The sequence below is a fragment of the Streptomyces doebereineriae genome (assembly GCF_031845645.1).
Lineage (GTDB): Bacteria > Actinomycetota > Actinomycetes > Streptomycetales > Streptomycetaceae > Streptomyces > Streptomyces canus.
In genome coordinates this window covers 180,976-200,170 of the sequence record NZ_JAVREZ010000018.1, presented here as the reverse complement: position 1 = coordinate 200,170, position 19,195 = coordinate 180,976, and the positions used below count along the sequence as shown (strand labels likewise).

Below are 19,195 nucleotides of genomic sequence, written 5' to 3'. Positions count from 1 at the left end.
CGCATGCATCAAATGCAAGCGCATTTAATTCTGATGCAATAATTCTTCTTCTCTGCTACGGTGCCGCCCATGGCGGCGAAGAAGCCCGAGCAGGAGCTCGCGGAACAGTGGCGGGACATGCTGGCGCTGCACGCGCGCACGCAGTGCGAGCTGGACCGTGCTCTTCATCAACACGGCCTGTGCGGCAGTGACTTCGAGGTGCTGGACGTCCTGGCCGACGGCGGCTGCGACTACCGCGTGCAGGAGATCTCCGAGCGGGTCCATCTGAGCCAGAGCGCGCTGTCGCGGCTGATCGCCCGGCTGGAGAAGGACGGGCTCGTCGAGCGCGGAATGTGCGCGGAGGACCGGCGGGGCGTGCGGGTGTCCCTCACATCGAAGGGACGCGCGTTGCACGGCGACGCCCTGCCGGTGCAACGCGCGGTCCTGACAAGGATGTTGGAGCCGTCCTAGCCCACGGCGGACTTCTCCCGCCACAGGCCGGCGACCGACACGTCCCCGGTCACCCGCGGGAACGGCAGCCGGTTCCACAGCGCCAGATACAGCCGCGCGGCGGGCCCGGACACCTCGCAGTCGGCGTCCCCCGCGTCGCCGTACTCGGCCGCGGGTGGTTCCCGCGTCAGTCGTACGGTCCACACGGCGCCGTCCGTGTCGCTCGCCCGCACCCGCAGCACCCGGGGCTCCTCGGTGCGGACCCTGCTCTTCGGGCGGGCGTGGAAGCCACGCAGCAACTCGTCGATGCCGTCGGCCGCGAAGTCCCGACCGAGCTCCTCGGGGGTACCGCCGCTGGCCGCCTCCGCGTCGAAGCGGTGCACGGCTGTCTCGTGCGCCTGCCGCCTGGCCCAGAACGCGAGCGGCGACGGGGCGGGCAGGAACTGGAAGCACTGCAGGCCGGGGTCGGCGGAGCCGAGGGCGGCCACCAGGAGGCGGTGTCCCTCGCGGAACCAGGCGAGCAACTCCCCACCGTCGAGATCGGGTCGATCGGGGAACGGAACGCGGTCGGAGCGTCCTTCGGCCACGAACGCGGCCGCCCAGCGGTGCACTGTTCCCGTGTGTTTCAACAGGTCCCGCACCTGCCAGTCCGGGCAGGTCGGCACCTTCGTGTCCGGTCCCGCCTGCTCGGCGGCCGACGCGAGCAACAGGCCTTCCCGGTCCAGGATGTGGATGAACTCGGCAGTCTCCATGGAGCGAGTGTGCCCCAGGGCGATGCCCTGCTCGCACGCCTTCAGCACTTCGTCGTCAAGGGATGACATCGACGGAGTCACCAGTCACGGGCCGTCTGAAGCAGGTGATCGCGGACCAGCGCCACATGCGGGATGCCGGAGGTGCCGGGCCGCTGCACCAGGAAGCTCGTGTTGAGGGGCGGGTCGTCGGGTTCGTGGAGCAGGACCAGCGTCCCCGACCGCAGCTCCTCGACGCACAGATAACGGGGGAGCACGGTGAATCCGGCGCCGCCGGCGACCGCGGCCTTGACCGCGTTCAGGTCCGGCATGGTGACCGCGGGCTGCCGGACCAGGCGTCGGCCGAAGACGTGCCGCCAGTAGCGGCGCACGATGGGCAGATCGTCGGCGTAGGCGACGAGCGGGACGCCGTGCAGGGCGGCCGCGACGGACGCGGGCGCGCCCAGCCGCTGTGCCCAGGTGGGAGAGGCGACCAGCACGAACTCCTCGTCGTTGAGGGGCACGGCCGTGAGGGTCCGGCCGCGCGGCCGGAACGTGGCGATCACCAGGTCGTGGCGGCCCGCGCGCAGGTCGTCCAGGAGCGGTTCGGTCAGACCCGGCGTGATGCGCAGCCGTACCCCTTTGTCCACCAGGGGCGCGAGGCCGGGCAGGACGCACCGGGACAGCAGCTCGGCCGGACCGGCGAGATGCACCGGCTCGGCCGGGGCGTCCTCCGCGCCCCCGGCGGGCCCGGCCACCATGGCGAGCGAGTCCAGGGGCTGCACGATCCTGGCGGCGAGCTCGTCCGCGTAGGGTGCCGGGGTCACGCCCCGCGCCCGGCGCTCGAACAGCTCGCGGCCCAACTGCCGTTCCAGAGTGCGGATCTGGGTGGTGACCGTGGGCTGGGACAGGCCGAGCAGACGGGCGGCGGCGGTGAAGGAGCCGGTGCGGTACACCGTCAGGAACGTCCGCAGCAGGTTCAGGTCCAGCGGGGCGCCGACGGTCTGCCCCGGCTCCTCGGAGCCATTGGTGTTCCTATCCCTCATATGCGTGAGCCTATTGGATTTCTATGGCGGGGCAGGACTACGGTCTTACCATGTCGAAGATTCTTTTTGTGATGACCGGTGCCGACCACTGGACCCTGGCCGACGGCACCCAGCACCCCACCGGCTACTGGGCCGAGGAGGCCGTCGCCCCTTACGAGGCCTTCAAGGCCGCCGGACACGAGATCGTGGTGGCCACCCCTGGCGGTGTCGTGCCGACCGTGGACAAGGGCAGCCTCGCGGCCGAGGCCAACGGCGGCCAGGAGAACGCCGACCGCATCGCCGGGGTGCTCGCCTCGGCCGCCGAACTCCAGCAGCCGGTACGTCTTGAGGACGTGAACCTCGACGACTACGCGGCAGTCTTCTACCCCGGCGGCCACGGGCCGATGGAGGATCTCGCGGTCGACGCGGACTCGGGCCGACTGCTCACCCTCGCCCTGGAGAGCGGCAAGCCCCTCGGCGTCGTCTGCCACGCCCCCGCCGCCCTGCTCGCGGCGACGAAGGCCGACGGCTCCAACGCGTTCGCCGGGCGCCGGGTGGCCGCCTTCACCAACGCCGAGGAGACCCAGGCGGGCCTTGCCGACAAGGCCAAGTGGCTGCTCCAGGACCGGCTCACCGAGGCCGGCGTCCAGGTCGACGTGGCCGAGCCCTGGGCTCCGCACGTGATCGTCGACGGCAACCTGGTGACCGGGCAGAACCCGTCGTCCTCCGCGCCCCTCGCCGTCGAACTGCTGAAGAAGCTGGGCTGATTCCGCGGGTTCAGACGCCGAGAGAGGGCAGTACGACGGCGTCGATGTAGTTCCCGACGAAGGCCGGGTCGGCCGCCTTGTCCTCCAGCAGCTGGTGGGCGATCACGCTGCCCAGCAGCGCGTAGGAGACGTAGGACAGGGCGGCGGTGTCCGCGGGGACCTCGCCGCGCTCGACGGCCTGTCCCAACAGCGCGTCGAGACTGCTCAGTTCGGGAATGACGAGCAGTTCACGCAGTGCCGCGAGGAGATCGGGGTGGGCGTGAGCGGCCTGGAGGACACCCCGCATCAGGGCGGTGTCCTGTTCCATCCGCAGCTCGTTCATCTGGGCCACCACCGCCGCGAAGTCACCGCGCAGGGACCCGGTGTCGATGCCGGCGAGGGTGGCGGGCTTCTCGTGGCGCAGTGCCTCGGCGACCAGCTGCGGCTTTCCTGTCCACTGGCGATAGAGGGTGGCTTTGCTGCACCGGGTCCGGGCGGCTACGGCGTCCATGGTGAGGCTGTCATAGCCGACCTCCCGCACCAGATCGAGGACGGTCGTGTACAGCTCCGCCTCGCGTGTCGGCGTCAAACGGCTGCGCCGCCGACGGGGGGTACAGCCTGGTTCCACCGCGCTCGCCGAGGTCGTACGTCCGCCGCCGTTGCCATCCATGCGCGCCTCATCCAAACGAAACAGTTTCGTACACAAACAGGTTATCCCCACGGCTGTCAGAAAGGACAGGGGCCGAGCCTCTGAGGCTCCTCAAGTCGCTTGGCGGGCACGGAACGTGACCGTCACGATGAGCCGCATGTCGGGAATCGCGGGACTGAACAAGAAACACAACTTCGTGCTGCTCGTCCGGGACGCGGACGTCGTCGGAGCGGCCCTGCGCCAGGCGCTGGCCGAGGCCCCGCCCGAGGAGCGCCCCGGGCTGGAACGCGCCATGGCGCTCGTCGAGTCGACCGCCGCCGCCACCGAGGCCGGATTGCGCGCCCGCTGGGTCCGCTCCCGTTGGGCCGCCGTCGGCTTCACGGGTGACGTCACCTCGGTCGCGGCGGTGCGGGCACTGCGCAAGGCGGAGCCGAAGCTGAGCCTGTTGGCGGCTGTTCAGTTGCAGAAGGAGGCGGTGGCCCATCCGGAGTGATCCGGTGGGTCTACGCCCGGTGCGCGCCTTCAGCCCGCCGCGCGTCGGGTCAGCAGTGCGATGACCGCGGCGGTGGCGGCGAGCGCCGCGACGCTGGTGAGGGCGGCGGGGAGGGAGAACCAGTCGGCCATGAAGCCGATGGCGGGCGGGCCGAGGAGCATGCCGCCGTAGCCAAGGGTCGAGGCGATGGCCACTCCGTCGGGCCCGGCCAGCCTGCCCGCGCGCTCGACGGCGACGGGGAAGAGGTTGGCGAGACCGAGCCCGGTGATCATGAAGCCGAGCAGTGCCGCCCAGACGGACGGGGCGAGGGCGCCGAGCAGCATGCCGAGCGCGGCCGTGGTGCCGCCGCCCACGAGCGTGCGGGTCTGGCCGAGTCGTTCGAGCAGCCTGGTACCGGTCAGCCTGCCGATGGTCATGGCGAGCGCGAAACACGAGTAACCGACCGCGGCGACGCCGGGCGTGGCCTCCAGGTCGTGCTCCAGATGCAGGGCGCTCCAGTCGGCCAGCGCGCCCTCGCCGTAGGCCGTGCACAGGGCGATCAGGCCGAAGGTGATGACGAGACCCCGGGTGCGGGTGCCCTGGCGGCGGGGTGCGGACGCCTGCCGGGGCACATCCTGCGAGGGTGTCGGGGCCGGGATGCGCAGCAGGGTCCGGCCTGCGAAGGCGGTGACGAGCAGCCCGATCACGGTGAGGCCGAACAGGTGCCGTGTGGGGGACAGGGCCCCGGCGACCAGCCCGCCGAGCCCGGCACCGAGCATTCCGCCCAGGCTGAAGGCGGCGTGGAAGCTGGGCATGATGGGCCGCCGCAGAGCGCCCACGAGATCCACCGCGGCGCTGTTGAACGCGACGTTGATGCTGCCGTACGCCGCGCCGAAGATCAGCAGTACGGCCCCGAGCGCCACGGCGGAGTGGGTGAGCGGCGGCAGCGCGACGCTGAGGGAGAGCAGGACGGCGCAGACGACGGTGACCCGGTGGGTGCCGTAACGGCGGCAGAGGCGGCCTGTGAGCATCATGGTGATCACCGCTCCGGCCGAGACACCGAGGAGGGCGAGGCCGAGGGCGCTGGCGGAGGCTCCGGTCTGTTCCTTGATCGCGGGGATGCGGACGACCCACCCGGCGAAGACGAAGCCGTCGAGGGCGAAGAAGACGGTGAGGGCGATACGGAGTCGGGTGAGGGAGTCGTCCGGCACGGAGACGCGCGTTCGCATTTTGTTTATTAGCGGCACAAAGTAAGCCTAGGCGTGTGCTCGATTGTCGGCAAGGGTGTTCGGGTGAGCGCGGGAGGGTAGGGGGTGGCCGCGGCGGACGTGGGAAACGCACCCGTCGATTTCCTCGAGGGCGAGAGGAGCGCTCCTGGTGGTGCCTGGTGCACGGGGTGTCATGACCGGGGCGGGTCCGGTCGAGATCGCGCGGCTCGGTGGGCTGTGGCGGGTGACCCGGCCCTGGCATACGGGGTTACGGCCCTACTTACGCAGTTATGTCGGCTACTGGGAAGCCGTGGCCACACCGTACGAGGCACGGTTGGTGCCGACGGGGCGCGCGACCCTGTTGATCAGTCTCGCGGAGCCGTTCTCGCAGGTGCGGCGGCTGGGCGTGCCGGACGCGGGCAGCGGGAACATCGGGTCGCTGGTGGTGGGGCTGGAGGACCGGCCCGCGATCTGTACGCATCCCGGCGGCCAGGAGGCGATCCGGGTGGAGTTCACGCCACTGGGTGCGTACCGGCTGTTCGGCCTGCCGATGAGCGAGTTGACGAATCTGGCCGTCGGGATACGGGACGTACTGGGGCCGGAAGCCGGGGTGCTGGTGGAGCGGATGGCAGCCACGCCCGACTGGGCCGCCAGGTTCGACCTGCTGGACGCGGCGCTGCTCGCCCGACTCGAGCACGGCCCGCAGCCCACGCCCGAGGTGGGACACGCCTGGCAGTTGCTCGCCGGCAGCGCGGGGGCGGTCCCGATCGCCCGTATCGCCGCCGAAGTGGGCTGGAGCCAGGGATACTTGACCCGCCGGTTCACCCAGCAGATCGGACTCACCCCCAAGACGTCCGCCCGGGTGCTGCGCTTCCGTCACGCCGTGGCGCTGCTCGGTCGCGGGGCCACGAGTCTGACCGAGATCTCCATGGCCTGCGGCTTCTACGATCAGGCGCACCTCAACCGCGAGTTCCGGGCGATCGCCGGGACCACGCCCGGACAGATGGTGGCCTCGCGACGCGTGGAGGGGGCCGTGGCTCTCACCACGAGTGCAAATTTGTCCAAGACCGCGTCGACTGCGGGCCTATAGCGTGCCCGCTTGTACCACCGACGGCCGGTCGGATGGCGCGGGGGACCGTCCGACCGGTCGCACCACGCTGTCCGGACCGCAGAGGATGCCGGCCGGCCAGGACACGTCCATCGACTCAGGAACCGGATTGACCGACAACGGCACAAGGCCGTACAGGAGTTCACCCGCCGCGCCCCACGGCGTCTCCCCGGAGCAGCGGGTCGTACTGGAGACGAGGGGCAGGCGCTCCATCGAGTTCGGTGCGGCTTGGTTCATCGGGGGGCTGCTCGTCGCCGTCGTCACCTTTGGGCAGGCCCGGGGCGAGGGCGTCTATTTCGTGGTCTGGGTGCCGATGTTCTACGGCATCCACCGGATCGTCTCCGGTTTCCAACTCGTCAGGAAGAGCCGAGAGCTCTCGTAGGCTTCCTGGATGCGGTCAGCGCAGTCGTGATCACCGCGACACCCGACGACAGTTCGAACTGCCGTCCCGCACCGGCGGAGCGGCGATCAGGAAGAACACCCGCACCGCCACCGCACCCAGGAACACGCCGACCTCGGGACGCGCCGACAGACGCAACGCGAGCGGTCGTTCTGCGATCCGGCCGTCCTTGACCTTGCCCGGGCCGGAGGCCGGCGGTGAGGTCACCGCCGGCTCGGCGTGCTGGGTCATACCCATCACCTGGTGCCCTTCGCGGCGAACGCCGCCACCGAGTCGGCGTTGTCCTTGGTGATGAAGGCGGGGCCGGTCAGTACCGGAGCTGTTCCGCCGCCGCTGGCGTTGCCGTTGTTCTTGTAGAGCCACAGGGCGTCGACGGCCAGGTAGCCCTGGAGGTAGGGCTGCTGGTCGACGGCGAACTCGACGGAGCCGTTCTGGACGGCGGCGACGAGGTCCTTGTTGAGGTCGAAGGTGGCGACCTTGGCCTTGCTGCCGGCGTCCTTGACGGACTGGACGGCGGTGAGGGCGAAGGGGGCACCGAGCGTCACGACCTGGTCGATGCTGGAGTCCTGCTGGAGTTTGGCGGTGATGGTGGACTGCACGGAGGGCATGTCGGTGCCGGTGACGTAGATCTTGTCGGTCTTGCCGGTGAAGCCCTTGGCGAGGCCTGCGCAGCGGGATTCCAGGGCGACCTGGCCCTGGGACTGGACGACGCACAGGGCGTGCTTGGCGCCGAGGGTGTTGAGGCGTTCGCCGAAGGCCTGGCCGGCGATGTTCTCGTCCTGGCCGAAGTACTCCAGCATGCCCAGTTTCTTCCAGTCGTCCAGGCCGGAGTTGAAGCCGGTGACCGGGATGCCGGCCTTCTCGGCCTTGGCGACGACGGCCTTCATGGCGTCGGGTTTGGCGGCGGTCAGGGCGATGCCGTCGACCTTCTGGTCGATGGCGTTCTGGACGAGGTTGGCCTGGGCGCCGGCACTGGGGTCGGCGGAGTAGACGAGTTTGATGTTGTCCTTGGCGGCGGCGGCCTGGGCGCCCTTGCGGACGATGTCCCAGAAGGTGTCGCCGGGCTCGGCGTGGGTGATCATGGCGATGGTCATCCTGGGGGTGCTCGCCTTGCCCGCGGAGGCGCCGTCCGCGCTGTTGTCCTCGGACTGTTTGCCGCCGGAGCTGCTGGAACAGCCGGCGGCGAGCAGGGCGCCCGCCAGGACGGTCGCGGCCAGGGCGGCGGCTCGGTGGTTTCTGTGCATGTCCCTTGCACCTCGCTGTGCTGTTCGAATGGGAATGAGGATCCGGCGTCGACAAAGGGTTCCGCCCGGTCCGGAGAGCGCGGGCAGGCGGCTTGGAGCGCCTTGTGCGGCGGGAGATGTGGTCGCGGCAGCTGTGGGTGTGGACCGCGCATCGGGTTACTAGAGCGCGTTACTAGTGCGCGCTAGGTGGTCGTACTATGAAATGCCCCGCAGGTGATGTCAATAGATTTGTCAGGACGTATCGACAAGCTCCGCCGGTCGTCCCGAGTTCCTCGCGGGCTGCGGGGTGTGGGTCAGGACCTGCTGGGGACGGGTGACGACGAGATCCTGCCCGGCGGGCTCTCGGCGTACGGTGATGTGACCGCCGCCATCGCCCGATCGTCGTACGGCAACTCCCGAGAGGCCGCTACGGATCGCCATCGCCCTGTGACAGCGGGGCGGTTGAGAACCCGTGCAGGCGTTCACTGTGCCGACCACGGAGGCCGTAAGGCGTCCTGCGCGAAGACGAGCGCAGTCAACGGGCACCCCCTACCCGCGGAACGGCACCGCCGATTCGATCTTCGAACGAACCTCCCGCATCACCGCCACAATGACCCGCTCATGTTCCGCTGTGAGCCGAGACACCGGCACCGAGCAACTGATCGCATCGGTGGCCGGCGCGTCGTACCGCAGGGCGAACCCGAAGCCGGCGATACCGACGACCGTCTCCTCCCGGTCGACCGAGTGACCGCGCGCCCGTACCTCCGCGAGATCGGCCAGCAGACTGGCCCGAGTGGTATGCGTGTTGGCCGTGAGTGTCCTCAACGGCTCTTCAACGAGCGGGAGTTGGTCGTCCGCGCGCTCCGCGAGCAGGGCCTTGCCCAGCGCCCCGGCATGCGCGGGCACCCGTCGGCCCACGCGGCTGATCGTGCGCAGGTACTCGTGCGACTCCCGTGTCGCCAGGTAGACCACGTCCGAACCGTCCAGTCGCGCAAGGTGGATGGTCTCACCGAGCGCGTCCGACGCCTCGTCGAGGTATGGCCGTACCGCGCGGACGTACAGGTCGCTGTCCAGATAGCTGGTCCCGGTGAGCAGGGCGCGGATCCCGACGCTGTAGAGGGATCCGGTCGCGTCGGTGCGGACCCAGCCGCACTCCACGAGGGTCTGGAGGAGGGCGTACATGCTGCTGCGCGGCACCCCCAACGCCTCGGAGAGTTCACGCAGCCGCGCAGGCCGCTCGCCCCGCGCGGCGAGCAGTTCGAGCACCGCGACGGTACGGACCGCCGACTTCACCTCGGGTACGCCTGCGCGCTGCGACATGGGCCGATCGTAAGGCGATTCGTGCGTACCCCATTGACCCCCGGTGCTCTCTAGATCTAGCCTCCGTCCTCATATGTAGACAACGTCTTTGTATGAGGATCGCGTTCAGTGGAGTGACTCGTAGGGGTGCTCCGGTGAACTCACCTCACCGCACTGCCAGTTCAAAGGAGAACTGACACATGCCGCTCGTCGTGGTCGGGATCAGCGTCCTCGTCCTGCTCTTTCTGATGACGAAGCTGAGACTGAACGGCTTCGCCGCCCTCCTCCTGGTCGCCGTGGGTGTCGCCCTGGTACGCGGCATCGGCCTCGAGGACATCCCGGACGTGCTCTCCGAGGGCATCGGGGACCAGATCGGCGACACGATGCTCACCATCGGGCTCGGCGCCATGGTCGGCCGTGTGATGGGGGACTCCGGCGCCGCGCAACGGATCGCCGGCAAGCTCCTCGACGTGTGCGGCCCGCGCTGGGTGCAGGTCGCCATGGTGCTGTCCGCGATGCTCATCGGCGTGACGATGTTCTACGAGGTCGCGTTCGTGATCATCGTGCCGGTCGCCTTCACCCTCGTCCGGGTCACCCGGGTGAACCTCCTCTGGGTGGGGCTGCCGATGTCGATCGCCCTGTCCACCATGCACAGTTTCCTGCCGCCCCACCCGGGCCCCACGGCCGTGGCCGCCACCTTCCACGCCTCCGTCGGGCTGACCCTTTTCTACGGCCTGTTCATCGCGGTCCCGGTCGGCGCGTTCATCGCGCTGCTGTGGCCGCGTCTGCCGTTCGTCCGGCGGATGAACCCCGAGATCCCCAAGGGCCTGGTCAGCGAACGGGTCTTCGAGGAGGAGGAGATGCCCGGCATGGGCTGGTCGCTGGCGGTGGCCCTGCTGCCCGTCGTGCTGATCGCCGGTGCCGCGGTGACCGACCTGGCCACCTCGGGGGACAACGCCGGGCTGCACTTCGTCGCCTTCATCGGCTCCGCGCCGATCGCCCTGCTGCTGACGCTGCTCGTGGCCGTCTGGGTCTTTGGACCGCGCATGGGGCGCAGCCTGGCCGAGGTCAGCACCTCGTGCAAGGAGGCCGCCCAGGCGATGGCGATGATCCTGCTGGTCATCGGCGCGGGCGGGGCCTTCAAGAACGTCCTCGTCGAGGGCGGGATATCCGACTACATCAAGGACGCGACCGACGGCTGGTCCATCTCGCCGATCATCCTGGCCTGGCTGATCGCCGCGATCCTGCGCGTGGCCCTCGGTTCCGCGACCGTCGCCGTCGTCACCGCCTCCGGCGTGGCACTGCCGCTGCTCGCGGGAAGCGGGGTCCACGCCGAGGTCATGGTGCTCGCCGTCTCCTGCGGGTCGATCGCCTTCTCGCACGTCAACGACCCGGGCTTCTGGATGTTCAAGGAGTACTTCAACCTGTCCGTCATCGACGCGATCAAGGCTCGCACCACGTACACGACGGTGCTCGCGATCCTGGGCCTCGGCGGTGTCCTGGTCCTGGAGCAGGTGCTGGACGCCCTGAAGGTCTGACCTCCCCTCATCACCCATCAGAAGGACACTGCTCGCCATGAGCCAACCCGTCGTCACGAAGTTCTCCGTCCACCCCGTCGCCGGCCGGGACTCCATGCTCCTGAACCTCTCCGGCGCCCACGCCCCGTACTTCACCCGGAACGTCGTCGTCCTCGAGGACTCCGAGGGACGCACCGGCCTCGGCGAGGTGCCGGGCGGCGACGGCATCACACGGACCCTCCGCGACGCCGAGCGCCTGGTCGTCGGTGCCCGCGTCGGCGACTACAAGCGCGTCCTGGGCACCATCCACGACACCTTCGCCGACCGTGACTCGGGCGGCCGCGGCGCCCAGACCTTCGATCTGCGGACGACCGTCCACGCGGTCACCGCCGTCGAGTCGGCGCTTCTGGACCTGCTCGGACAGCATCTCGACGTCCCGGTCGCGGCGCTGCTCGGCGACGGCCGACAGCGCGATGCCGTACGGGTCCTGGGCTACCTCTTCTACGTCGGCGACCCGGGTCGTACCGACCTCGACTACGTCCGTGAGCCCGGCGCGGAAGCGGAGTGGTACCGCATCCGGCGCGAGGAGGCCCTGACCCCCGAGGCCATCGTCCGCCAGGCCGAGGCCACCTACGACCACTACGGCTTCCGCGACTTCAAGCTCAAGGGCGGTGTCCTGCCGGGCAGCGAGGAGGTGAAGGCCGTACACGCGCTCAAGGAGCGCTTCCCCGAGGCCCGGATCACCCTCGATCCGAACGGTGCCTGGTCCCTGCGCGAGGCGGTCGAGCTGTGCCGTCCGCTCGTCGGCACGCTCGCCTATGCCGAGGATCCGTGCGGTGCGGAAGGCGGTTACTCGGGCCGGGAGATCCTCGCCGAGTTCCGCCGGGCCACCGGACTGCCCACCGCGACCAACATGATCGCCACGGACTGGCGGCAGCTGACCCACGCCCTGGCCCTGCAGTCGGTGTCCATCCCGCTCGCCGACCCGCACTTCTGGACCATGCAGGGCTCGGTCCGGGTCGCCCAGCTGTGCCATGCCATGGGGCTGACCTGGGGCTGCCACTCCAACAACCACTTCGACATCTCGCTCGCGATGATGGCGCACTGCGGTGCCGCCGCCCCGGGCGAGTACAACGCCCTCGACACCCACTGGATCTGGCAGGAAGGCCTGGAACGGCTCACCGTCGAACCGCCGCGGATCACCGGCGGCGAGGTCGCCGTCCCGGACACGCCCGGCCTCGGGGTTCGCCTGGACCGCGACCGGCTCCGGGCCGCTCAGGAACTGCACGAGGAGGTGGCCTCGGCGGGCCGTGACGATGCCGCCGGGATGCAGTACCTGATCAAGGGCTGGACGTTCGACGCGAAGCGTCCGTGCCTGGTGCGCTGAGTCCCGCGTGCGCTGACTGCCGGGCGCTGAGTTCCGCGCGCGCCGAAGTCGTTGACATGGTCAAGACAGCTCATTAGCATCCGTGACGCCTTGGAAAGCGCTTTCCAGTTCATGCCTCGACTTCCCCCCACGGGATCCACCCCCCACAGGATCCACCCCCACAAGAGGACCCCCACATGAACCCACGAAAGACCGCAGTGGCAGCAGCGCTCGCCGCCCTGCTGCTGGCCGGCCCCGGCGTCGCCCAGGCCGCCCCGCCCGCCGCGCCCGCACCCCAGGAACAGGTCGCGGCGGCCACCATCACCTGGACCCTGGAGCGGGCGAGCAACCCCACCGCGGACCAGCAGGCGGCGTACACCCTCATCACCTCGGCGATGAACGCCGCGGTGACCCGCTACAACAACCTCAGCGACCTGGGGAAGTCCATCACCGTCCGCTACGACACGAGCGTGCCCACCGCGGACGGCAACCTCAACGGAACCATCCGCTTCGGCAGCAACCGCAGTTACATGACCGAGCGGACCGCTCTGCACGAGATAGCCCACACCATCGGCGTGGGCACGAGCTCGGGCTGGTCCACTCTCGGTGGCAGTGGCACCTGGACGGGTGCTCAGGCGACCGCTCTCGTCCGGCAGTTCGACGGTTCCTCGGCCAAGTTGTCCACCGGCGGCGGGCACTTCTGGCCGTACGGCCTCAACTACGAGAACGAGTTCTCCGGCACGGCGGCCGACCGCCACGTGCAGATCGTCGCCGCGATGGTGCGTGACGGTCTGTGAGCTGAGGGGCTGGTGTCCGGGGGCGAAAAACCGCTCCCGGACACGGTGTTCGGGCGCAGGACCGTCCCCTGCGGGGAAGGGCCCTTGTCGACCGGCACCTCTCCCGCGCACTGGAGGCTCCCTTGGACGCCCACGGCACACATGACACCTTCCGGCCCGGTCCGCTCTCCCGCCGCAGATTCCTCCAGGCCGCCGGTGTCACTGCCACCGCCACCGCCGTCGCGGCCGCCGGTACACCTGCCTCGGCCGCCCCCTCCCAGTCGGTCACCCTCTCCCTGACCGCCGCCACCGGCGGTTCCGCGACGCTCTCCCCGGCCGGCGACCGGCTCGTCGCCGAAGTACAGAACGTGCTCTGGTCGATTCCGCGTGCCGGTGGCACCGCCGTCGCGCTCACCTCGCCCGGCCTCGAACCCACCCGCCCGCAGTTCTCGCCCGACGGCGGCCGCCTCGTCGTGTGCGCCTACCGCGGCGGTGGCTTCCACCTCTGGACGCTGCGGTCCGACGGCACTGAAGTACGGCAGCTCACCGACGGGCCCTGGGACGACCGTGGCCCCGCCTGGTCGCCGGACGGCACCCGGATCGCGTTCGCCTCCGAGCGCGGCGGCGACACCGTGACCGGCAGCCCGTACCGCATCTGGGTCGTCGACGTACGCTCCGGCGCGCTGACCCGGCTCACCGGACGCGCCGCCCAGCAGGGCCCGGCGCAGGGCGGTGCCTGGGAGGACTTCGACCCCACCTGGTCGGCGGACGGCGAGCGCGTGCTGTTCGTGCGCGCGGCGGTCACTGCCACGGGCACGCTGCGCGCCGACACCGTCGCCTCGGTGGCCGCCGACGGTTCGGGACCTGTCACCGTCGAGCACACCGACGACTCCGGCGCCCAGCTCATGACCCCGGCCGTCTCACCCGGCGGCCGCCTCGCGTATCTGCGCACCACGCCCGCCCCCAGCGCCTCGTGCACCCTCGTCGTGGACGGCACGCCGATCGCCGTCGACGGAGACGTCCTTCCGGCGCCGCCCCGCTGGACCGACGGCGAACTCCTCCTGCTCGCGGTGGACGGCCACTTCCGCGTCGTGGACCCCGAGGCGCCCGCGGCGGGGGAGAAGATCCCGTTCACGGCCGCGATGCCCGTGCAACGGCCCCGCTACCGCGGCAAGGCGTACGACTTCGAGGGCGCCGGCCCCCGGCCTGTGCGCGCCCTGCATCTGCCCGCCCTCTCGCCCGACGGCCGCAGTGTCGCCTTCGCCGCGCTCAACTCCCTGTGGACCGCCGGGACTTCGGGTGGGCGCGCACCACGCAAGGAGCTCCAAGTCCCGCGCACCCGCTATGTGCTGGGCCCGACCTGGACACCCGACGGCACGGGGCTGATCTTCGCCGACGACCGGGACGGACTGTTCGCCGTACGGCGCCGGGACCTCGACTCCGGCGAGGAGACCGTGCTCGCCGACGGCGGCCGGGTCTTCCCCGCCCTCTCGCCCGACGGGACCCGGCTGGCCTGCCTGGACATGTCCGGCAACCTGGTCGTGCGCGACCTGCCCTATGGCAGCGAACGGTCCCTCGTCGCACCGCTCGGCGCGGGCGGACTGCCCGGCCGCCCCAGCTGGTCTCCCGACGGGCGGTACATCGCCCTGTGCGATCGCAACCGGCTCAACCAGCGCTTCCGCGAGGGCTACAACCTCATCCGGGTCGTCGACACCACCACCGGCACCGCCGCCCTGCACGCCCTCGCCCCGCACACCTCCCTCTCCGACCGCTACGACTCCGGCCCGGTCTGGTCGCCGGACGGCCGCTGGATGGCCGTGGTCGCCGAGTCCGCTCTGTGGCTGCTGCCGGTCCGCTCGGACGGTGCCCCCGACGGTGAGCCGCGCCGCCTCACCACCGAGCCCGCCGACCACCCCTCCTGGTCCGCCGACGCCCACACCCTGCTCTACCTCTCCGCCGGCACCCTGCGCCTGATCGACGTCCGCAGCGGCAAGGCCCGTACCGTCAAGGTGCCGTTGGACTACCGGCGTCCCCGCCCCGCCGACACCCTCGTGCACGCCGGCCGCTTCTGGGACGGCACCGGACCGGACGTCCGCGAGGACATCGACATCCTGATCCATGACGGTCGTATCGCGGAGGTCTCCCCGCACCGCACCGGGCGATCGGCCGCACGCCGAATCGACGCGAGCGACCGTACCGTGCTCCCAGGACTCTGGGACGCGCACACCCACCCCTGGCAGAGCACCTACGGCGGACGCCAGACCGCGCTCCAACTCGCCTACGGCATCACGACCGCCGTCTCCCTGGGCGGCTTCGCCTACGAGCAGGCCCGGATCCGGGAGGCGGTCGCCGCCGGAGCACTCGCCGGGCCGCGGCTGCTGGCCACCGGTGAACTGCTCGACGGGGCCCGCGTCGCCTACAGCATGGGCCGCGCGCACCGCACCCCCGAGGGGCTGCGGCGCTCGCTGGAGCGCGGGGCGGCGCTGGACTGGGACTTCGTGAAGACGTACGTCCGCGCCCCTGGCTGGGTGATGAAGGAGGCCGCGGACTTCGCGCACGAGCGGCTCGGTGTGCGCAGCGGCAGCCATCTCTGTACACCGGGCGTGCAGCTCGGGCAGGACCTGACGACCCATCTGCAGGCCACGCAGCGGCTGGAGTTCGGGCACGCGACGACCGCCACGGGCCGTGTCCACGAGGACGTCCAGGAGATCTACACCAAGGCGGGCTTCCATCTCGTCGCCACCCCGTTCACGGCGCTCGTCCTGCTGGGAACGGACCCCGCGCTCGCGGAGGACCGCCGTGTCACCTCCCTGATGCCGCCGTGGGACACCGTGTTGGTCCGCCAGCAGGCCGGACAGCCGCCCACGGCCTCCCAACTGGCCACTCTCGACCGTGAGTTGGCCGTGTACCGGCGCATCCTGGCCGACGGCGGTCAGATCGCGCTCGGCACGGACCAGCCGCTCGTGCCGGTCGGTCTGCATCTGCACCTCGCCCTGCGGGCGCTGCACCGCGGCGGGCTGTCTCCCGCAGAGACCCTGCGCACCGCCACCCTGCTGCCCGCCCGTGTCTTCGGCGCCGATGCCGACCTGGGGACGCTGGAGGAGGGCAAGCTCGCCGATCTCACGGTCGTGGACGGTGACCCCTTCACCGACTTCGACACCCTGATCCGCACGGTGGCGGTACTGCGCGGAGGGGTGCCCTTCGAGCAGGCGGACCTCGTGGACGCCTTCGACTCCGTGCGGCGCTCCGGCGTGTCCTCCGAGGCGACCTCCGACGCGTCCTCCGAGGCGGAATGGCTCGGGGTGAGCGAACAGATGCGGCGTGAGGGATGCTGTGATCCGGGGACCGCGCTGTGAGAGATACGGAGCGACGCGGGTCTGACGGCTGGACGCCTACGGGCCCCTGGGTCTGACTTGTCCGATTCCTGTGCGGCGCGCACTCTGGGTCTGTGAGGCACCTCACCGCGTGAATTGAGCAAGAATGGCCACTTTTGATCAAGGGAACGGTCGCAGTGGGTGGTCATCCGATGTCGCGACGGTCACCCTCAGCCTGGACGGCGTGGTCACCGGGTGGAGCGAGGGCGCTCGACGACTGCTGGGCCACCGAGCCCCGGAGGTCGTAGGGCGCGCCGCGACGGATCTGCTCCTCGGTGAGGGAGCTCCCGGGGCGACCGGGCTCTCCCTCGCCGGCTCCCAGGAATGGAGGGGCACGGCGGCACTGCGGCATCGGGACGGCCACCGCGTCGAAACGGCCCTGCACGCCCAGCCGTCGCTGGGCGGCGACGGCACGGCCCACTCCTTCGTCGTGGCCCTCTCCCCGGGCCCCGACCGATCCATGGTGGAGTGGGCCTTCGACCAGGCCTCGATCGCGCTCTCCACCCACAGCGTGACATCCGGCTCGTGGCGCCGGAACGCGACGGCGGAGAGTGGGGAGCGGGGGACAGGGGGCGAGGGTGGAGCGCGGCCGGTTGGTTCCGAGGGCCGAGGGCGACCGGTTGGGGTTGAGGGTGGAGGGCGATCGGCTGGGGTGGAGGGTGGAGCGCGATCGGCTGGGGCCGACAGCGGAGCACGATCAGCTGGGGTTGAGGGTGGAGCGCGATCGGCTGGGGTCGAGGGTGGAGCGCGAGCGGTAGGAGCCGAGGAGCGAGCAGTAGGGGGCGACGGCGGAGCGCGGGTCGTTGGAGCCGAGGGCGAGGAGCCGTCGGCATGGGGTGGAGACGAGCCGGCCGCCAGGGGCGGGGGTGAACCGGTGGTTCGCCGAGCCGTACGCGAGGTGCCTCTCGACACCGGATACGAACCGCAGGCGCCCGCCCCCGCCGACGAAGGCTTCCTCCAGTGTGTCCGCCGAGTCGCCGAAGAACGCGCCCCGATGCGCTACGAGTGTCTGGCCCCGGAGCCGGCCTGCGCCCCCGGCGCCGCCGCCCCCCGGGGCTCCACCCACCACCGCGCCTGGGTCATCGAGCTCTGGCCCGTCCGCGACCCCGCGACCGGTGAGGTCGTCGGCGTGGGCACCGCCGCGTTCGACAGCAGCGACCAGCACGCGGCCCGGCAGCGGCTCGCCCTGCTGCAGGAGGCCGGCAGCTGCATCGGCACCACCCTGAACGTGACCCGCACCGCCCAGGAGCTCGCCGATCTCGCCGTCCCGCGCCTCGCCGACTTCGTCAGTGTGGACCTCCTCGACTCCGTGCTGCGCGGGGACGAACCCGTGCCGGGACCGGTCGACGCGGCCGTGGTGCTCCGCAGGGTCGCCCACCAGTCCGCCGCCGAGGGGGAGGACGTCCCCGAGGCGGCCATCGACCTCGGCGGGATGGACACCTACCCGCCGTTCTCGCCGCCCGCCCGCTGTCTGGCCGACGGGAAACCGGTGCTCAGCGGCGCGGACGACCCCGACTTCGCCGCCTGGATCGCCGGACACGAGACACGCACCGCACGCGTGGCGGAGTACGGGTTCCACTCGGTCATGGCCACCCCCCTGCGGGCAAGGGGCATCACCCTCGGCGTCGCGGTCTTCACCCGCAGCAGCGGCTCCCCGCCCTTCGAACCGGACGATCTGATCCTCGCCGAGGAACTCGCGGGCCGGGCCGCGGTCGGCGTCGACAACGCCCGCCGCTACACCCGTGAGCGCACCAACGCCCTCACCCTCCAGCGCAGCCTGCTGCCCCGGGACCTGCCCAAACAGGCGGCCGTCGAGGTGGCGTACCGCTATCTGCCGGCCGGCACCGGCGCGGGCGTGGGCGGCGACTGGTTCGACGTCGTGCCCCTGTCGGGCACCCGCGTGGCCCTGGTCGTGGGGGACGTGGTCGGGCACGGCATCCATGCCTCCGCCACGATGGGCCGGCTGCGCATCGCCGTGCGCACCCTCGCCGACGTGGACCTTCCCCCGGACGAACTCCTCACCCACCTGGACGATCTGGTCACCCACCTGTCCACGGACGAGGAGGACATCGCTCCGGACGAGCCTTACGTCGTCAGCGGCGAGATCGGTGCGACCTGTCTGTACGCCGTCTACGACCCGGTCTCCCGCGTGTGCACCTTCGCCAGCGCAGGTCACGTCCCGCCCGTCGTGCTGCTCCCCGACGGCACGGCCCGGGTGGTGGAGCTGACGCCGGGGCCGTTGCTCGGTGTCGGAGGGCTGCCCTTCGAGTGCACCGAGCTGGAGCTGCCCGAGGGCAGTCTGCTGGCCTTCTGCACCGACGGTCTGGTCGAGGCGCGCGACCGCGACGTCGGCCTCGGGCTCGACCGGCTCTGCGAGTCCCTGGCCGGTCCGGTCGCCTCGCTGGAAACGACCTGCGACACCATTCTCAAGGCCCTGCTGCCCAAGAGCCCCTCCGACGACGTGGCCCTGCTCCTCGCTCGCACCCGGGCCCTGCACGCAGACCAGGTCGCCGCCTGGTCCCTGCCCTCCGACCCGTCGATCGTGGCCGACGCCCGCGCCCAGACCACCCGCCAGCTCACGGCGTGGGGGCTGGAGGAGGCGGCGTTCGTCACCGAGCTGGTGGTGAGCGAGCTGGTCACCAACGCCATCCGCTACGGCGCCGTTCCGATCGGCCTCCGGCTCATCCGCGACCGGACGCTGATCTGCGAGGTCTCCGACGCCAGCAATACCGCCCCGCATCTGCGCCGCGCCCGTACGTACGACGAGGGCGGCCGCGGGCTGCACATGGTCGCCCAGCTCACCCAGGGCTGGGGCACCCGCCAGACCCCCCTGGGCAAGACCATCTGGGCCGAACAATCCCTCCCGGCCGGCTGA

General features: G+C 70.9%; 16 protein-coding genes and 2 pseudogenes. 11 read left to right on the top strand and 7 right to left on the bottom strand.

All coding sequences use genetic code 11. From position 1 onward, the window contains the following. Positions 1–69 precede the first annotated feature (69 nt). The gene (locus RNB18_RS39040) at positions 70–450 is read left to right on the top strand and encodes a MarR family winged helix-turn-helix transcriptional regulator (RefSeq protein WP_266523958.1); all 381 of its coding nucleotides are present in this window, start codon (positions 70–72) and stop codon (positions 448–450) included. Here the strand turns inward: RNB18_RS39040 and RNB18_RS39035 are convergent. Next, a complete protein-coding gene (locus RNB18_RS39035; protein WP_311718867.1) occupies positions 447–1,181 on the bottom strand; it encodes a maleylpyruvate isomerase family mycothiol-dependent enzyme in 735 nt (244 codons plus the stop codon). The two genes, RNB18_RS39040 and RNB18_RS39035, sit on opposite strands and share 4 nt — an antisense overlap. A 77-nt stretch (positions 1,182–1,258) precedes the next feature. Next, a complete protein-coding gene (locus RNB18_RS39030) occupies positions 1,259–2,203 on the bottom strand; it encodes a LysR family transcriptional regulator (protein WP_311718827.1) in 945 nt (314 codons plus the stop codon). A gap of 50 nt (positions 2,204–2,253) precedes the next feature. On the opposite strand from RNB18_RS39030, the gene RNB18_RS39025 reads away from it, so the two are divergent. After that, a complete protein-coding gene (locus tag RNB18_RS39025) occupies positions 2,254–2,949 on the top strand; it encodes a type 1 glutamine amidotransferase domain-containing protein (RefSeq protein ID WP_311718826.1) in 696 nt (231 codons plus the stop codon). A gap of 10 nt (positions 2,950–2,959) precedes the next feature. Here RNB18_RS39025 and RNB18_RS39020 read toward each other — a convergent pair whose 3' ends face one another. Next, positions 2,960–3,517: a TetR/AcrR family transcriptional regulator gene (locus RNB18_RS39020; protein WP_311718825.1), complete on the bottom strand. Its 558-nt coding sequence runs from the start codon at positions 3,515–3,517 to the stop codon at positions 2,960–2,962. A 217-nt stretch (positions 3,518–3,734) separates the two neighbouring features. Between RNB18_RS39020 and RNB18_RS39015 the strand changes: the two genes are divergently transcribed. Next, the gene (locus tag RNB18_RS39015; protein WP_311718824.1) at positions 3,735–4,070 is read left to right on the top strand and encodes a hypothetical protein; all 336 of its coding nucleotides are present in this window, start codon (positions 3,735–3,737) and stop codon (positions 4,068–4,070) included. Between the two features lie 29 nt (positions 4,071–4,099). Here RNB18_RS39015 and RNB18_RS39010 read toward each other — a convergent pair whose 3' ends face one another. Next, positions 4,100–5,278, bottom strand: a complete 1,179-nt coding sequence (locus RNB18_RS39010) for an MFS transporter (protein ID WP_311718822.1) — start codon at positions 5,276–5,278, stop codon at positions 4,100–4,102. A gap of 148 nt (positions 5,279–5,426) precedes the next feature. On the opposite strand from RNB18_RS39010, the gene RNB18_RS39005 reads away from it, so the two are divergent. Both RNB18_RS39005 and RNB18_RS39000 read left to right on the top strand, forming a co-directional pair. Then, positions 5,427–6,347 carry a helix-turn-helix domain-containing protein gene (locus RNB18_RS39005; protein WP_394817741.1) on the top strand — a complete coding sequence of 307 codons (921 nt, stop codon included), beginning with the start codon at positions 5,427–5,429 and terminating at the stop codon, positions 6,345–6,347. A gap of 127 nt (positions 6,348–6,474) precedes the next feature. Further along, the gene (locus RNB18_RS39000) at positions 6,475–6,747 is read left to right on the top strand and encodes a hypothetical protein (RefSeq protein ID WP_311718821.1); all 273 of its coding nucleotides are present in this window, start codon (positions 6,475–6,477) and stop codon (positions 6,745–6,747) included. A gap of 54 nt (positions 6,748–6,801) precedes the next feature. Here RNB18_RS39000 and RNB18_RS38995 read toward each other — a convergent pair. From RNB18_RS38995 to RNB18_RS38985, 3 genes and pseudogenes are all read right to left on the bottom strand, one after another. Next, positions 6,802–7,002, bottom strand: a pseudogene (locus RNB18_RS38995) (ABC transporter permease); the annotation flags it as partial. Further along, positions 7,002–8,009 (bottom strand): sugar ABC transporter substrate-binding protein, encoded by a 1,008-nt coding sequence (locus RNB18_RS38990; protein ID WP_311718820.1) that lies wholly within the window; start codon positions 8,007–8,009, stop codon positions 7,002–7,004. The gene RNB18_RS38990 and the pseudogene RNB18_RS38995, both read right to left, overlap by 1 nt. A gap of 528 nt (positions 8,010–8,537) precedes the next feature. Further along, a complete protein-coding gene (locus RNB18_RS38985; RefSeq protein WP_311718819.1) occupies positions 8,538–9,308 on the bottom strand; it encodes an IclR family transcriptional regulator in 771 nt (256 codons plus the stop codon). A gap of 179 nt (positions 9,309–9,487) precedes the next feature. Here RNB18_RS38985 and RNB18_RS38980 point away from each other — a divergent pair, with 179 nt between their 5' ends. From RNB18_RS38980 to RNB18_RS38955, 6 genes and pseudogenes are all read left to right on the top strand, one after another. Beyond that, on the top strand, positions 9,488–10,825 hold the full coding sequence (locus tag RNB18_RS38980; protein WP_311718818.1) for a gluconate:H+ symporter: 1,338 nt from the start codon (positions 9,488–9,490) through the stop codon (positions 10,823–10,825). Positions 10,826–10,862: 37 nt separating this feature from the next. Then, a complete protein-coding gene (locus RNB18_RS38975) occupies positions 10,863–12,191 on the top strand; it encodes an enolase C-terminal domain-like protein (RefSeq protein WP_311718816.1) in 1,329 nt (442 codons plus the stop codon). Positions 12,192–12,367: 176 nt separating this feature from the next. Then, positions 12,368–12,967 (top strand): hypothetical protein, encoded by a 600-nt coding sequence (locus tag RNB18_RS38970; protein WP_311718815.1) that lies wholly within the window; start codon positions 12,368–12,370, stop codon positions 12,965–12,967. A gap of 122 nt (positions 12,968–13,089) precedes the next feature. After that, a complete protein-coding gene (locus RNB18_RS38965; protein ID WP_311718814.1) occupies positions 13,090–16,302 on the top strand; it encodes an amidohydrolase family protein in 3,213 nt (1,070 codons plus the stop codon). A 124-nt stretch (positions 16,303–16,426) separates the two neighbouring features. Next, positions 16,427–16,699, top strand: a pseudogene (locus RNB18_RS53900) (PAS sensor protein); the annotation flags it as partial. A gap of 495 nt (positions 16,700–17,194) precedes the next feature. Next, a complete protein-coding gene (locus RNB18_RS38955; RefSeq protein WP_311718812.1) occupies positions 17,195–19,195 on the top strand; it encodes an ATP-binding SpoIIE family protein phosphatase in 2,001 nt (666 codons plus the stop codon).

Excerpts from the sequence above, each read along its gene's own strand:
- RNB18_RS39040 (WP_266523958.1), top strand. The coding sequence starts at position 70 with ATGGCGGCGAAGAAGCCCGAGCAGGAGCTCGCGGAACAGTGGCGGGAC.
- RNB18_RS39035 (WP_311718867.1), bottom strand. The coding sequence starts at position 1,181 with ATGGAGACTGCCGAGTTCATCCACATCCTGGACCGGGAAGGCCTGTTG.
- RNB18_RS39030 (WP_311718827.1), bottom strand. The coding sequence starts at position 2,203 with ATGAGGGATAGGAACACCAATGGCTCCGAGGAGCCGGGGCAGACCGTC.
- RNB18_RS39025 (WP_311718826.1), top strand. The coding sequence starts at position 2,254 with ATGTCGAAGATTCTTTTTGTGATGACCGGTGCCGACCACTGGACCCTG.
- RNB18_RS39015 (WP_311718824.1), top strand. The coding sequence starts at position 3,735 with ATGTCGGGAATCGCGGGACTGAACAAGAAACACAACTTCGTGCTGCTC.
- RNB18_RS39010 (WP_311718822.1), bottom strand. The coding sequence starts at position 5,278 with ATGCGAACGCGCGTCTCCGTGCCGGACGACTCCCTCACCCGACTCCGT.
- RNB18_RS38990 (WP_311718820.1), bottom strand. The coding sequence starts at position 8,009 with ATGCACAGAAACCACCGAGCCGCCGCCCTGGCCGCGACCGTCCTGGCG.
- RNB18_RS38985 (WP_311718819.1), bottom strand. The coding sequence starts at position 9,308 with ATGTCGCAGCGCGCAGGCGTACCCGAGGTGAAGTCGGCGGTCCGTACC.
- RNB18_RS38980 (WP_311718818.1), top strand. The coding sequence starts at position 9,488 with ATGCCGCTCGTCGTGGTCGGGATCAGCGTCCTCGTCCTGCTCTTTCTG.
- RNB18_RS38975 (WP_311718816.1), top strand. The coding sequence starts at position 10,863 with ATGAGCCAACCCGTCGTCACGAAGTTCTCCGTCCACCCCGTCGCCGGC.
- RNB18_RS38970 (WP_311718815.1), top strand. The coding sequence starts at position 12,368 with ATGAACCCACGAAAGACCGCAGTGGCAGCAGCGCTCGCCGCCCTGCTG.